This window comes from Paenibacillus wenxiniae, from assembly GCF_039822605.1.
GTDB lineage: Bacteria > Bacillota > Bacilli > Paenibacillales > Paenibacillaceae > Saccharibacillus > Saccharibacillus wenxiniae.
The window spans coordinates 20198-35118 of sequence record NZ_JBCGUH010000003.1 but is presented as its reverse complement, the minus strand read 5'-3'; the positions used below and the strand labels follow the sequence as shown (position 1 = coordinate 35118).

The window sequence follows — 14921 nt, the reverse complement described above, 5'->3', positions numbered from 1 at the left end:
TTGGGTATGGCTAGACCACTCGCTTATTATTCAGTTTTGGCAAATTGGTACAACTATGTGTTATATACTAGCGTAAAAGAAACGCCCTAAAGTAAAAAACGAAATAAAAAGAAGGTGAGTGAAGGGTGAAAAACAAGGTGGTTTGGGTCGTTGTAGGTTTGATGGTGATCATGGTTATTGCCTATTTTATGACGACTAAGTAAATACATATCAGAAGTGTCCCCCAAATAGCCATGTCATCATAATGATAAAGAGCCGTACCAGAATAGTTATTCTGCATACGGCTCTTTACTATTGGAAAGACTAATGGAAAGACTACTTGCTCTGGAAAGCTTGTTTCGTTGCTGTTTTTATTGTATCAACAACTATAGCTGCAAGTTGATGCGTCCCATTAAGGTGCTTCTGTCGCTTCGGGATCGTTCGCAATAACTGGTGACGGTGAATCCGCTTCTTCACTAGGTTGTGCAGGGCGGGAATAATCATAATGCTGATCCGATGGCTCAACTACTGTTGGTTGTGGATCGTTGTTCACAGGCTGAGAAGTCGGTTCATTGCTTGAGACAGGTGTTGTATCTGTGCCTGGCTCCTCTGTAGCTGGAGCTTGTGGATCAGTGGCTGAACCTGAATTTGGCGTTCCTTCATTACTCGAACCTGGCGATTCTTCATGTGTAGAAGATGGATTCGGATCATTTGGTGTAGGTGTCGGGGAATCCGAAATACCACCTGCTTCTGGTGTAGACGTATCTGTGCTTGGCTCTTCCACTGCATCTGGATGTTGTTCAAAGGCTGCCTTTTTATCTACCAGATCGATATACAGATCACGCAGTTCTGGGAACGTGAGACTCGGGTTTGCAGACTGCCCTGCTTCCATTGCATCGACTGCTTTTTGCAGACGTACCGAATACGGATTGGATGGATTGCCATAACGATCTAAACTATAATGCGCACTACTCACCATACTGTAGATCATGTCTGTTGTAATCCAGTCTGTGCTGTATTCTGCCAGTGCCATTTGAAGAATCCCTTCTTGCTCAACGATATTCTGTTGTGTTGCATTTTCGCTCACGATGATGGATTGTGCATAACTGATAGTGCTGCTGAATTTCATATTCTCTTTGTAACTACCTTGACTGTAAAAGTCACGATGGTATTTACCATATTTTTTATATTCTGCGTTTGCCTGGTCAATCAACACTAACAGACGAGCTGGATCTTTCAGGTTAGCATTTTTGATCGCATAGATAATATTCGTCTGAAGGCGACCTACTTTACTAACGCTTGCCGTATTCGTACTTAACATCTGTTCAGCTTCTAATCGCAACGATTTGAGACGTCCAGCGTTATATTCGGATAGGTACGGGCTGTATTTCTCCAGTATGCCATCTAGCTCTACAGCTTGCTGGCTTAAGGAATTACGCATATCTTCAAGCTTCACATTGTAGCTGAATTTGAAAATATTCCAGGACATTTGAAGATTGTTGTAAGCTTCTTCCTGAGTCCACGGACGACCTTCTTCGATAATCGCCTGATTCGCCATATTCAGTGTCTCGCGAATATTCAAAAAATCAGCTTCCATATAACGATCCAATTGATCATTATCACGATACAATAATGTAGATACTTCTTGCGTAAGATTCATTAACTTCGTGTAATAGTCGTTCGTTTCATGCTGTGACTGATTCAGACCTCTTAGGTCTAACGCTTCGTTTAGTTGTGCCAACAAGCTATCGACCTGCTCCTGACTCATAATTCCGTGCATGATGTTACTATATTGCTCGCGCAAGTCAAGCAGCGTTTTGGCATTCTGAACATTAGTTGTCGATCCTGCTGTTTCTCCCATCCAGCGAAGCTTACGGTTAAGCTCGGTAAAGTCGATATGTTGAATCGCCATAAACTGTGTTTTCATATCCATAATATCATTTGTATAGGCATCAAATTGTTCCTGAGTCGTGGTTGGATCATAATAATACAGCGCAAAACTCATAATTCTTTCCTTGAAGTCAAAGCGACCTGCATCTGTATAATCAGGATCTGTATTTTTTACGGTAATTAGCAGATCAATGTAGCTGAACAGCGCATTTTGAGCAGACAGATAGTGCTTCGTTGCTTTGTTCAGTTCATTCACGGCTGCATCAATATCCTGTTGTGTAGCATTAGACTGATTGAGTACCAGCTTGGCATTCGCAGTTGCTGTCTGAAGCATATCATGCCAGATCATTGGCTGATCTTCTGGGTGATCGACACCTCCAGGAAGCTCGCTATAGTGTGACATCAATTCATAAGCATTGTTAATACTGCTGAGCAAGCCAGATACATCCAGCTCGACAATGGCAGGTGCTTTATCTTTGTCTTTATCTTTTTTCTTCGTGTTGATATTGTTGCCGGTTGCAGAAGGATCAGCAGTGATCGAATCTGTATTTTGTGTACCGTTAATGTTAGATACGTTGGACTTCTGGTCGGTATAGTTGCGAATAATATCGGTTGCCTTTTTGTTGTTGGACAGCTTGATATTTCCGATACCAGCAGAAGGTTGCAGCGTCACAAGCGGATTACCATCATATTGCGAAGCATCCAGTTCATCTACACGACCATCCAGTGTCAGTTGCTTCAGATTCGGCTGAACGATGAGCTGCTGAATGGAGGCTGTATCATTCGTTTGAACGGTTGCTGTATTATTCACAGTTAATTTACCGATCTTGGAATCGCCAGACGCTTGAATCATCGATGTTGGCGAAGAGATGACTACATTAGCCCAGCTGCTATTGCTCAGTTGTGTAGTCAGTGTCGAATCATCATTTCCGTTCACTTGCAGATTACCGGTAGACTGAATATTTTTCAGTGTAACCGATCCGTTGACGATCAGATTACCGTTAAAGGAAAGACCTTTTCCGTCAAATACACCACCATTGCTATTTAGCTCAATCGTATTCACATGTGTTACTGTACGCTGACTGCGATCGATATCCAGCTTGGCACCTTTAAGCACGGTACCATTTTCTACACCGAACAATCCTTGCAAATCGCCATTAATTTTATAAGGGATATTACCAACTCGCACGGTATCGCCTTTTGCATCCACCTGACCTACCGGATGATCCAGCAGTTGAATGAACAGATCCGCACTCGTCTGGCGATTAAGCGGAGCATTGGCATCGGTAGCGTTATCCGCGATTGCGAGTCCATACGAACGTGCCACATCCATCGAGCTGAGTGGCGCACCGTTGTTGCTGTCGCTATGCAGATCCATCGCTTTAACAAGCGAAGTGATCAATTCCTGGCGCGTAACCGCTTGATTCGGATGGAACAGTTCGCCTGTACCGTCCATATAGCCAGCTTTTTGTACGGCTTCTATATAAGGTGCGCTCCAGTTTGCAGCGGAGACATCGAGATATAAAGTGTTGGACGCAGGTTGTACATCCAATTCGAAGATATTACATAAAATTTTCGCCATTTCCGCGCGCGTTAATACTTTCTCTGGCATAAAATCGCCTTTTGCATCGCCTGTCATCAATCCGAGTGTACGGACTTCCGTTACGGAAGGTATACCTGTTTCTGCTGCAAAAGCAGTGGAGGATGAAAAGAGAGAAGAAGTAAATGGAGTAGTCGCGATACCTAGAAGGATGGCAGTGGCGATGAATTTCTGACGATTAACTAATTTCAAAATGAACGCTCCTCGTATATAAGTGATGTTTGGACAAAGATGGTGAAGAGTCGTTGTGTGACTCTCCGCTATTATATGTCGGAAGCTTTGCTCAATAATTTAGTATTTTTTGTAAAAAAGTATAGTTTTGAAATGTGTTATAAAATATGGATGTGTATAGACGTTGTTAATTGAAAAATCTTCTAAGTTAATTTTTTGTTGGTATATCAGCTTTTTTTTGCTGAATTGTATGTGAATGACGGACATAATAATTGTGTTAAATTAAATATTATGCAGTTATTTATATACATAAGATACTTAGTGACTATGAAGTCGAATGTATCAATATAGTATTATTTATAGGAAGATGAAATGCTTTTATATATTATGTCAACTGGTTGTCTTATGAATTATAATTAGAATGACACGTATATTCGTATCTTTTATTGATGTCCAATACGGTTGAAGCTACGATCTACACATACATAGGCAAAAGCATCTCTTCCAAACAACGAATCGGCGGCGTGCTTAACCGCTAAAGTTGTATGAAAGAGATGCTTTTTAGAGATCCTTTTTTGGCATAATCATCCTTAATCGTTCGGATTCACAATGCCAAGCGTAACATGATCTTGCCAGACGCCGTTGATTTTCACATTTTTCCGTGCCAGCCCTTCGCGTTCAAAGCCGGACTTCTCCAGCACACGAATCGAGCTTTTATTATGCGGCATCACACCTGCTTCCAGTCGGTGGAAATGTAAATGCTCAAACGCATACTGTACCGTCATTTGCACCGCATCGGTCATAATGCCCTGACCATTATACGAAGCATCGAGAAAATAGCCGATCCAGCAGCTTTGCAAATGATTCCGCACCACTTCGGTTAGCATGATGTAGCCGATGATCTGCTCTGTCTCCAGATGAACAATCACGCACCAGTATCCTTGATCCTGCTCCGCGCGCTCCATCCGCGTCTGGATGATGTGTTCCTGTCCTGCCAGCGTATAATACGATTCATCGCGTGCGCCGGTAAATTGCTGGAAAAATTCACGATTGCGCGTTTCCAATGCGAGTAGCTGCTGAGCATCCATCGTATCGATAAGGCGTACCTGAATGCGGTCATTTTGTAGTGGTGTAACTGGGGTAGTCATCGTATCAAGCTCCTTTGTTCGAGCGTGGCAAACGAATGCACTTGTATGTTTAGGTATCGACTGCGCTAAGATGGGAGTGCTCATTTACATACACGCTGTAAAATGAAATGCGGTTCTGTTCATAACGAATGAGACACGTCTAATCCTGTATCTGATCCTGGGATAGAGGGGCGTACACGATGTAATCGTATAACGAATCCGGCGCTACATAGGACAAGAACCACCCATACTAGGCGTCCAATCGCATTCGCCGTTCACATGAATCTAGCACTACACAGGATAAGAACACGGCGGAGTACATATAAGCTATACAGGATGCCCTATACATCAACAACGCTATAGATGATCTATATAGGATGATCTATACATCAACAACGCTATACATGATCTATATAGGATGATCTATACATCAACAACGCTATACATGAGCTATGCAGGATGATTTATACATCAACAACGCTATACATGATCTATACAGGATGATCTATACATCAATAACGCTATACATGAGCTATGCAGGATGATCTATACATCAACAATGCTATACATGAGCTATGCAGGATGATTTATACATCAACAACGAACGATGCACCATGAAAGTAGAGCGCACCACGCTGTGAGCATTCCAGTGTTTGCTGTGACAATAAACGATGAACCATGAACCATGAACCATGTAAATAAAGCGTATCCATTCTATACTAGCACACTTACAATTACGATCCCAATATCACGCACGTAACAGGATGTAGCTAAATGGGTATATATGATCAAGAGCGTTATATCGCCCCTTTACGACATAACGCCGATAGCTAATAGGCTGAAAAAGGAGTGTTCACGATGTACAAACATATCGTTATTGCCGCTGACGGTTCAGACAATTCGGTGAGAGCAGCAGCTGAAGCAGCTAAGCTGGCACGGATAAGTCCACAAGCGTTAATCGACGTTTTACTGGTGATCGACCCGGATCGCATACGAGATGAAGTGCTACACTCGACGAACCATGAGGAGATTGAGTTTTATCGACAGGAGAGATTGCAGCCGGTACTGGATATTTTACAGCAGGCGGAATTAACGCCCAAGCTGACAACAGTTAAAGGTGAACCCGGCCCAGCGATTGTGAAATATGCTGATGAGAACGCCGTCGATCTGATCGTGATCGGCACTCGCGGTTTAAACGCTTTGCAAGAATTTGTACTCGGTAGCGTCAGCCACAAAGTTGTTAAGCGTGCTCATTGTCCGGTGCTGATTGTAAAATAGCAGTCCTATTAGAAGACATATTAACGCTGTATTCGTCGCTATATTATTTAACTATGGCAAATGCTCGTATGTATGCTCGTAGGTATACATGATGAATGCTGGAGAACAGATATGGCGTACAGCAGGCGATTCTTTTCATAGCAGACGCTTTTTATTATGATAGAGGAGAGCCTGGCAAGCAGGGCAGGCGGCAGACGAACCATTAGGATAGAGGATTATTTATGTATGCTATTGTTCATTTATTATCTATTCATCTATCTATTCATCGACATGCCCATTACGGCTAATATCGTCAAATGTCTGTGGAACAGGCAGATATGAACGATTTGTCGCATTATGATAGGATCCAGCGACAGAGCATCGCATGGTTGTCTGTGCCTGAGCATGAATGAATAAATGAACGACGAAGTCGTTCTGCCATTTTGCCACAACAGTATAGACGCAAAGGAGTTATGACCATGAGTGAATTACAAATTGGACAACCCGCACCTGACTTCACACTTGAAGCATCCGGCGGCAAAGAAATTTCGTTGAGCGACTATCGCGGACGCAAAGTCGTGCTGTATTTCTACCCGAAGGACAATACGTCAAGCTGTACCCAGGAAGCCTGCGACTTCCGCGACAGTACCGCAGGCTACGAACAACACGGCGCTGTCGTACTCGGTGTTAGCCCGGACAGTGTGAAGTCGCATGACAAATTTACAGCCAAGCATGAGCTACCCTTCCCCCTACTCGCTGATCCTGACCATGCTGTCGCTGAAGCATACGGTGTATGGCAGCTCAAAAAAATGTACGGCAAGGAATACGAGGGGATTGTACGCTCGACGTTTTTGATTGATGAAGACGGCAATCTACAGCAGGAATGGCGTAATGTGAAAGTGAAAGGGCATGTGGATGCTGTGCTTGAAGCGATCAAGGCGTAGGATGCATGAGCAATAGATAGCATGAGTAATAGAGATAGTACGCATGAGCAATAGATAGCACGCACGGCCAATAGACGGTACACTCACGTAACGTGAAATCGGATGATGCAACATAATAACGAAACGATAGCGCGAAATACCGATGCGAGACGTAAAGAAGGTACTAACCAAGTCTACAAAACAGAAGTGCACAAACAATAATCATTCAGCAACAAGGGTAAGTACTGAATACAAACACATTAAGAGCTGACTACAAATGATGTCACAAACACCCAAGCCAACAAGTACGATGGTTCGGGTGTTTGTTTTGCGTATTTATGCAAAATAAGCTATGCTGATTAAAATATAAATGTTAATTTATACATATTAAATTTATGCGTATGATATAGTTTTGATTATGATACCTAATCATAAAGTTTGGAATATTTCATCCGACATACGTTTGCTGAGAACGACCTATAACGATTCCCTAAGCATGGATATCACCCCAAATCATTATGAATTCTACCCATAAGAACGATGAACCTGTAGCATTCATTCCTAACAATCATCTAGCATCATTAAGGAGGTAGCCTATGAATTATTGTATTGCCGCCATCGTTTTGTACGTCCTTGTCGTTCTTGCTTATCGAGCCTTTCGTCGTCCAGGGATGTATCGACTGGAGAACATGGGTATGTCGATGAGTGCGATTGTAATCTCCTTACTGATGCAGTCGAGTTTCCAATCTCTATCATATGCTCGCACTATAGCAGATCTGTTGATCATAGCACTGTTATTATGTAGCATTCGATCTACTGACAGTAAGAGGAAGGTCGTATAAGTGAAGCAGCCCAGCTATATGCTATATGTACACGGATATATAATACATGTACACGGATAAATGAAATAAACTCCATTTCGAGCCATTGTAGAGTACATGTATCGTATCTATATGAACATGGATCACACAAACAGGAGCAAGTCTCTATCGACTGCTCCTGTTTGCATGACGTCAACACTACGATCGATTCGATCATCTATGCGCCAACTCATTCGCCTCAATCCTCTGACGAACCTTCCGACTTCTTCTTCCCAAACCGATCCACTAGAAAAATGCCCAGCTGTCGGCGATACTTCACAATGACTGCCGCCACAATCAGCCCGACAATAATCGTAATCGCTTCACCAGAATACGCATGAATCCAGTGAAAGATCTGATTCCATTGCGGCCCGAAAATTTTACCCAGCAACGTAAACGTCAGCACCCATAAAAAAGACCCGCTATACGCATACGCTGCAAAGCGCCAAAATTTATAATTCATAATCCCGGAAAAGTACCCTGTAAAATGGCGTACCCCCGGAATAAAATATCCGACAAAGACGAGTGTATAGCCATATTTATTAAACCATTTTTGCGCTTTATCAAGCTTATGCTCAGGTAGTAGAATCCATTTGCCGTATTTACGCATAAAGGGCAAGCCTGCTTTTTTACCGATAAAATAGGTGATCGTCATGCCGATGGTCGTGCCTGCAAAAGCACACAGTAGCACAAATCCAAAATGCAAATGTCCCATATACGATAAATAGCCGGCATATGCCATCGTCGTCTCGCCCGGAAAAGGGAGCGCAATGAATTCCAGCAGCAAGCCAAGAAAGAGCACCAGATAGCCATGATGCGTGAATAAAGACTCCAAATATTGCACGATTCCCATGAAATTGCCTCCAAAAGCTAGAATGATCTTTAGTATAGTACAAGGAAGTGGCGTTTCTGTGCCCATGTCTCGATAATATGGGGCAACCGCTTTCTTCTATAATAACGGAAACTTTCAGCCCAATGTGTATAGGATACACGATCCTTGTCAAGCGAGCTGTTTCTGTACGTAATGCTTCTACACAGGATGGAGTGGCTCACCATAAGATACAATATATGTTTATACGGTACAAAGGGGGATTATATATGGAAATTCAAGTGTATACATTGGATGCTTTTTCGTTTCAACAGCAAGGCGGCAATGCAGCAGGTGTTGTACTGGATGCAAGTCACCTATCGGAAGTGCATATGCAGCAAATTGCGCACGAATTGGGATGTTCAGAAACTGCTTTTATTCTACCTTCTACGCTGGCTGATTATCGTATTCGTTATTTTACACCCAACCACGAGGTCGATTTGTGTGGACATGCGACGATTGCTAGCTTTTATTTGATGGCAACCCAGCGTCATATCCATGCAGGGCTTTATCGTATCGAAACAGCAGCAGGTTTATTGGATGTGCATGTTCAGGACGATCACCAGGTATTTTTGACACAGACATTGCCTCAATTCGATCTCGAAGTCGATCGACAGGAAATCGCAGATTCATTAGGTATATCTGTAGATGAATTAGTCACAGAATCACCTGTACAGATCGTATCGACCGGATTACGGGATATTATGATACCGATTCGTTCATTATCTACATTACAACGTATCCAACCCGACTTCGCTGCGATTAAACGTATTTCTCAAACGTACCATGTGATCGGCTATCATCTGTTTACGCTGGATATACAGAGCGATGCGATCGCACAATGTCGTAATTTTGCTCCACTCTATGATATTCCAGAAGAGAGCGCTACAGGAACGTCTACAGGAGCATTGATCTGTTATTTGCATCAGCATAACTTGATTCCGGCAACAGCGACTTCACCGTTTATTTTTGAACAGGGCTATACGATGAACCGACCATCTCAATTGCTAGCTACGATACAGCAGGATGCTGATGGTACAATCACACAAGTACAGGTCGGAGGCGTAGCGACCCATATTCAGCAGCATCGGCTAACTTTAGCTACCTAACATGATGTCGATCGATCCAGTCCTGCACGGCTGCGAATACCTCACGTTTACGGCTTGCATAACAGACCAGATGTCCACTGGCACGTACAATCATCACTTGGGTATGCTCTGTGCCTAGATGTTCTACCAGATACGACGTGCTCTTTAGCTTGACCAGATGATCTCGATCTCCCTGCACAATCAGTACAGGGAGGGTAAGCTGAGGATAGATCGCAAACGATTCGTTAACGATCCGGTAAAATTCCCGTGTGGCTCTGGAAGGCACAACGAAAAAATTACGAATGTACGCCTTCACCATCGGCCACTGGGATAGTGTTCGCATAATCTGCTGCGGATTCAATGGGAACACAGGTGCAGCTAACATCGTTAATGAGCTGATCTGATTCGGATAGTTCACCACCAAATGAGCCGCGATCAATGCTCCTGTTGAAAAGCCGATCAGATGTACCTGAGAGCAGGTAGTGAGCAATTGCTTCAATTCCACCTCAGCGCTATGAATCCAGTCCTGACGGGTAGCTTGTCGAAGCTCCGCTTTGTTGCCACCGTGTCCCTGTAAAGTAAACATGTTGACCCGATACCCTTGTGCTTCTAAATATTCAGCTAATGGAGATACTTCATATTGTCCACCGGTGAACCCGTGGATCAGCAAACATACTTTCACAGGATGCTCCTTTGCTAGAAAAGAATGTAAGATGCTACACAATGCGCCTATCATTTCCAGTATTAGATGTTTATCATACCTGTTTATCGTATAGAATGAAAAGTTTGGCCATAGAGAAGAGATTAGGCAAAAGACCCAAAGTTATTTTACTATGATGAAAGTGATGGCGTTGCTTTATCCACGTCCGCATAAAGTCTATGCTATGTTCGTATAAGGTAAGCTAGCGTTCTTCGAATCTATCTCCTTCTATCATAAGGAAAGCATCTAACCAGATGTATATGCTATATCCGTGCTTCTAGTTTATCGGTTATGAAAAAAACAATGAAATCATTTGAAAAATGCTGAAATCTAGGTACGACAAGCCTTGACGGTCTCTTTTAGGGATAGGTATAATTAGACTCATTGAAAAGTGGGAGGCACATAATGAACAGTCCAAATGAAATTATCGTTGTCCTTGATTTTGGTGGACAATACAATCAGTTAATTGCAAGACGTATCCGTGATCTTGGCGTATACAGTGAGCTTTTGCCTTTTAACACCCCTGTCGAGAAAATTCGTGAACTGGCTCCAAAAGGAATTATTTTCTCCGGTGGCCCATCGAGCGTGTACGCAGAAGATGCTCCGCATGTGGACCCGGCTATTTATGACCTGAATGTGCCAATCTTCGGGATCTGTTACGGTATGCAGCTCATGGCTCAACAATTGTCCGGTAAAGTAGAACGTTCTGCCAAACGCGAGTATGGTAAATCGGATGTCGATTTCATGCCGCATTGCGCGCTGAACAAAGGAATGGAAGCAAGTCACACCGTATGGATGAGCCACGGTGACCATGTGGTAGGTCTGCCAGAAGGCTTTGTCGTGGATGCAAGCACTGAGTCTGCACCGATTGCAGCGATGAGCAATGCAGCACGTCAACTGTACGCGGTACAATTCCACCCGGAAGTACGTCACTCCGTGTTCGGTAACGAAATGATCCGCAACTTCCTGTATGAAGTGTGTAACTGTCATGGCGAGTGGAGCATGAAGACATTCATCGACGATACGATTGCAGATATCCGCAAACAAGTCGGCAATAAGAATGTATTGTGCGCACTGAGCGGCGGCGTCGATTCTTCCGTCGTAGCAATCCTGCTGCACAAAGCGATCGGCGATCAGCTCACCTGTATGTTCATCGACCACGGTTTGCTGCGTAAAGGCGAAGCCGAGAGCGTCATGGAAACGTTTGTCGGTAAATTCGATATGAAAGTCGTGAAAATCGACGCACAGGAGCGTTTCCTGTCCAAGCTCGCTGGCGTAGACGATCCCGAGCAAAAACGTAAAATCATCGGTAACGAGTTTATCTATGTATTTGATGAAGAATCCAAAAAACTGGGCGACTTTGCCTTCCTGGCACAGGGCACCCTGTACACCGATATCGTAGAAAGTGGTACAGCTACCGCGCAAACGATCAAATCTCACCATAACGTGGGCGGTCTGCCAGAAGATATGGAATTTGAACTCGTAGAGCCACTAAAAACATTGTTCAAAGACGAAGTGCGTAAAGTCGGCGAAGAATGCGGCTTGCCACGCGCGATCGTATGGCGTCAACCGTTCCCAGGTCCAGGTCTGGCGATTCGCGTACTGGGCGAAGTGACCGAAGACAAACTGACGATCGTTCGTGATTCCGACTATATCCTGCGCGAAGAGATCGCAAAGGCCGGTCTGGAAAGCGAAATCTGGCAGTACTTTACGGCACTGCCGAATATGAAGAGCGTTGGTGTTATGGGTGATGCACGAACGTACTCGTATACAGTAGGTATCCGTGCGGTAACTTCGATTGACGGGATGACTGCGGACTGGGCACGTATTCCGTGGGGCGTGCTGGAGAAGATTTCGGTGCGTATTGTGAATGAAGTGGATAATGTGAATCGGGTAGTTTATGATATTACTTCGAAACCGCCGGCTACGATTGAGTGGGAGTAGATGAAAAAACAGGCTAGATGCAGTGTATGCATCTAGCCTGTTTTTTTAAGTTATCTCTAAGAATAATGCGAGTATATATTAAATACGTTATAATCATGTAAAGTGTAAATTTTGGAGGAACGTATGCCGATCAAGCCATTTAAATCGATTGATGAGCAGCTGATAATTTTGAGAGCGCGAGGATTGAAAATCCGCGATGAAGCTTTTTTTAAAGAGTACATACTAAAAAATAATTATTTTAATGTAATTAACGGTAATGAAGATTTACTTCTTGTGAATCCTCCAGTAGCAGGACAAAAGTTATATGATACTGCGACTTTTGACGATTTTGTCAGACTACACAAGTTTGATAAAATTTTGACGAATGGTTTAACGAGCATACTACATGATTTCGAAACAAGATTAAAAGCATCAATAGCCAAAAATTTTTGTTATTTTTACTGTAGAACAACGCTGAATACGATGCAGTATACAAATAAAAATAATTTCAATAATTTATCTGTATCTCCGCAACATGCGTATACTTTATATCATGATCAGTATAGAAAAATTGTGGATGATTTTGATGAGTTTTTAATCTTTCAACCCAATTTTCTTTATACGCTGACAAAATACAATGATTTTGTAGATGCTCGAATCTTTTCGACTGAAGGTGCGCATTATTCTCCGCCTGCTGACTGTTGCTCTTATCAGGATGGTTCAAGACAAATTGTCGTTCCTTTGTGGGTAGCAATCGAAACTTTCGATTTTGGAACATTGATTAGATTTGTTCATTATGTGAAAAGTAACGTAATGAATGGGATTTTGAAAGATTTCGGCTTGGAATCGGCTGATAGAGATATGTTTCTCAATTCATTGGATATCATTCGAGAAATCAGAAACAAATGTGCACACTTCTCTCTAATCAATAGATTTTCAACTTCGCTATCTGTTAAAGTTCTTCCGGTATTAGTGAATAGACTACATTTACATCCTATGAAACCCGCAAGAACAGTACGAGGAAATTTAAAACATGCAGCTAAATTAAGCTTATTTGACACTTTACAAGTGTTAGGTATGTACGAAAGTCTTACACGTCTCAAAAAGCCATTAAAAGCTTTAATTTACCAAAATAATCGATCTTTTAAAAAACGTACGTATGATTTAAATGAGCGAATGCTTGAACGAATGGGAAATAAAAATTATAAAGATTGGAAACATGTTTTATATTAGTATTATTGACGTTAGTGAATGTTAGTGTTATTCTAATAATAGAATGTGAGCCAATTAGTGGCAGGGAAAGGTGTACTTCTTACTTCGTGTGGAAGATTATGTTTTTCCCAATAAAAAGAGGATGTGTAGATTGTATACACATCCTCTTTTTATTGGGAAAAGATCATATGTATCATAAGGTTTTTTGTATAATTCATTTTGATTGCTGGTATTAATTAGTAGTCTGGTCATTGATCAGTCTGCTTCTTTATTTTATGCAAAAGGAAGTGGAGCAATGCCGATTATTCGCCATAACATCTATATTGATGCACCGCCTGAACGTTGCTTTAATCTCGCCCGCAATGTGGAGATCCATACCTAGACAACAGCTAAAACGTATGAACAGGTAGTAGGTGGAAAAACAAGCGGCTATCTTGAACAGGGTGATGAAGTTACGTGGGAAGCGGTCCATTTTGGCATTAGACAGCGGTTAACAGCAAAGATTATATATATGGAACAGCCGCTTCTGTTTATTGATGTGATGACGCGCGGGATATTTCATTCATTTATGCATACACACAAGTTTATTCAAGTTGGCACAGGGACGATAATGAAAGATCATTTTGAATATAAAGCTCCATTAGGTATGATCGCAGATGTCTTATTTTTATACAGATATATGACGCAATTTTGTCTTTACGAGCGCAGCAACTAAAAAAGCTTGCTGAATCGGAAACATAATCATTACAGCAGTCATAACCAAAAATCACCCACAAGTACTGTATCTACATAACGATTTAAATTTGATGATATCTATACTACCTCATTTATGTTAAACTAACCCCTACATCAAAAAAGGAAGTGACACCACTTGATTCAAATCACGATCCCTACACCGGACGTATCCATTACAAAACAAAGCAATCCACAACTCAGCCACATCTATGGTTTCACCGATTTCCATCTCATCACCCGCGAACTGGGCGGCATCTATATGTTCTACAACGAGCAAGATGAACTGCTATTCGTCGGTAAAGCTCGCAAACTCAGACCGCGTATCAAAAAGCATTTCGAAGATACCGTGTCGCCGATCAAAAACCATCGCGATGAAGTGACTCGAATCGATGTTTGTGTTGTAGAGGATGCAACCGAGCGTGAGATTTATGAAACGTATATTATCAACAGCTTGCACGCGCGTTACAATGTGGACAAAGTATTTTACAAGTGAAATGCCATCCACATCATATCGCTGAACGATAGAAGAATAAGCTGCTTCCCGATATGAAGGAAGCAGCTTTTCTTGCATTCATTTATGATGTCTAT

General features: G+C 42.4%; 10 protein-coding genes. 6 read left to right on the top strand and 4 right to left on the bottom strand.

Annotated features, from left to right (window positions below; translation table 11 throughout):
- Positions 1-391: 391 nt before the first annotated feature.
- Complete coding sequence (locus AAHF22_RS06325) at positions 392-3661, bottom strand: S-layer homology domain-containing protein (RefSeq protein WP_347324148.1); 3270 nt, start codon at positions 3659-3661, stop codon at positions 392-394.
- Between the two features lie 569 nt (positions 3662-4230).
- Complete coding sequence (locus AAHF22_RS06320; protein WP_347324147.1) at positions 4231-4788, bottom strand: GNAT family N-acetyltransferase; 558 nt, start codon at positions 4786-4788, stop codon at positions 4231-4233.
- A gap of 837 nt (positions 4789-5625) precedes the next feature.
- On the opposite strand from AAHF22_RS06320, the gene AAHF22_RS06315 reads away from it, so the two are divergent.
- Entirely contained in the window at positions 5626-6045 is a 420-nt protein-coding gene (locus tag AAHF22_RS06315) for a universal stress protein (protein ID WP_347324146.1), read from the top strand.
- A 458-nt stretch (positions 6046-6503) separates the two neighbouring features.
- The gene (gene bcp, locus AAHF22_RS06310) at positions 6504-6968 is read left to right on the top strand and encodes a thioredoxin-dependent thiol peroxidase (RefSeq protein WP_347324145.1); all 465 of its coding nucleotides are present in this window, start codon (positions 6504-6506) and stop codon (positions 6966-6968) included.
- A 1038-nt stretch (positions 6969-8006) separates the two neighbouring features.
- On the opposite strand, the gene AAHF22_RS06305 is transcribed toward bcp, so the two are convergent.
- Positions 8007-8660 carry a DedA family protein gene (locus tag AAHF22_RS06305; RefSeq protein WP_347324144.1) on the bottom strand — a complete coding sequence of 218 codons (654 nt, stop codon included), beginning with the start codon at positions 8658-8660 and terminating at the stop codon, positions 8007-8009.
- A 245-nt stretch (positions 8661-8905) separates the two neighbouring features.
- Here AAHF22_RS06305 and AAHF22_RS06300 point away from each other — a divergent pair, with 245 nt between their 5' ends.
- The gene (locus tag AAHF22_RS06300; protein ID WP_347324143.1) at positions 8906-9784 is read left to right on the top strand and encodes a PhzF family phenazine biosynthesis protein; all 879 of its coding nucleotides are present in this window, start codon (positions 8906-8908) and stop codon (positions 9782-9784) included.
- Here AAHF22_RS06300 and AAHF22_RS06295 read toward each other — a convergent pair.
- On the bottom strand, positions 9777-10445 hold the full coding sequence (locus tag AAHF22_RS06295) for an alpha/beta hydrolase (RefSeq protein WP_347324142.1): 669 nt from the start codon (positions 10443-10445) through the stop codon (positions 9777-9779). The genes AAHF22_RS06300 and AAHF22_RS06295 overlap by 8 nt on opposite strands.
- Before the next feature lie 423 nt (positions 10446-10868).
- Here AAHF22_RS06295 and guaA point away from each other — a divergent pair, with 423 nt between their 5' ends.
- From guaA to AAHF22_RS06280, 3 genes are all read left to right on the top strand, one after another.
- Positions 10869-12407 carry a glutamine-hydrolyzing GMP synthase gene (gene guaA / locus AAHF22_RS06290; RefSeq protein WP_347324140.1) on the top strand — a complete coding sequence of 513 codons (1539 nt, stop codon included), beginning with the start codon at positions 10869-10871 and terminating at the stop codon, positions 12405-12407.
- Positions 12408-12530: 123 nt separating this feature from the next.
- Positions 12531-13619, top strand: coding sequence for an Abi family protein (locus AAHF22_RS06285; RefSeq protein WP_347324139.1), 1089 nt, complete (start codon positions 12531-12533; stop codon positions 13617-13619).
- An 850-nt stretch (positions 13620-14469) separates the two neighbouring features.
- Positions 14470-14826 (top strand): nucleotide excision repair endonuclease, encoded by a 357-nt coding sequence (locus AAHF22_RS06280; RefSeq protein ID WP_347324138.1) that lies wholly within the window; start codon positions 14470-14472, stop codon positions 14824-14826.
- Positions 14827-14921: the final 95 nt, after the last annotated feature.

Coding starts and splice junctions, on each gene's coding strand:
- AAHF22_RS06305 (WP_347324144.1), bottom strand. CDS start 8,660: ATGGGAATCGTGCAATATTTGGAGTCTTTATTCACGCATCATGGCTAT.
- AAHF22_RS06320 (WP_347324147.1), bottom strand. CDS start 4,788: ATGACTACCCCAGTTACACCACTACAAAATGACCGCATTCAGGTACGC.
- AAHF22_RS06300 (WP_347324143.1), top strand. CDS start 8,906: ATGGAAATTCAAGTGTATACATTGGATGCTTTTTCGTTTCAACAGCAA.
- guaA (WP_347324140.1), top strand. CDS start 10,869: ATGAACAGTCCAAATGAAATTATCGTTGTCCTTGATTTTGGTGGACAA.
- bcp (WP_347324145.1), top strand. CDS start 6,504: ATGAGTGAATTACAAATTGGACAACCCGCACCTGACTTCACACTTGAA.
- AAHF22_RS06315 (WP_347324146.1), top strand. CDS start 5,626: ATGTACAAACATATCGTTATTGCCGCTGACGGTTCAGACAATTCGGTG.
- AAHF22_RS06285 (WP_347324139.1), top strand. CDS start 12,531: ATGCCGATCAAGCCATTTAAATCGATTGATGAGCAGCTGATAATTTTG.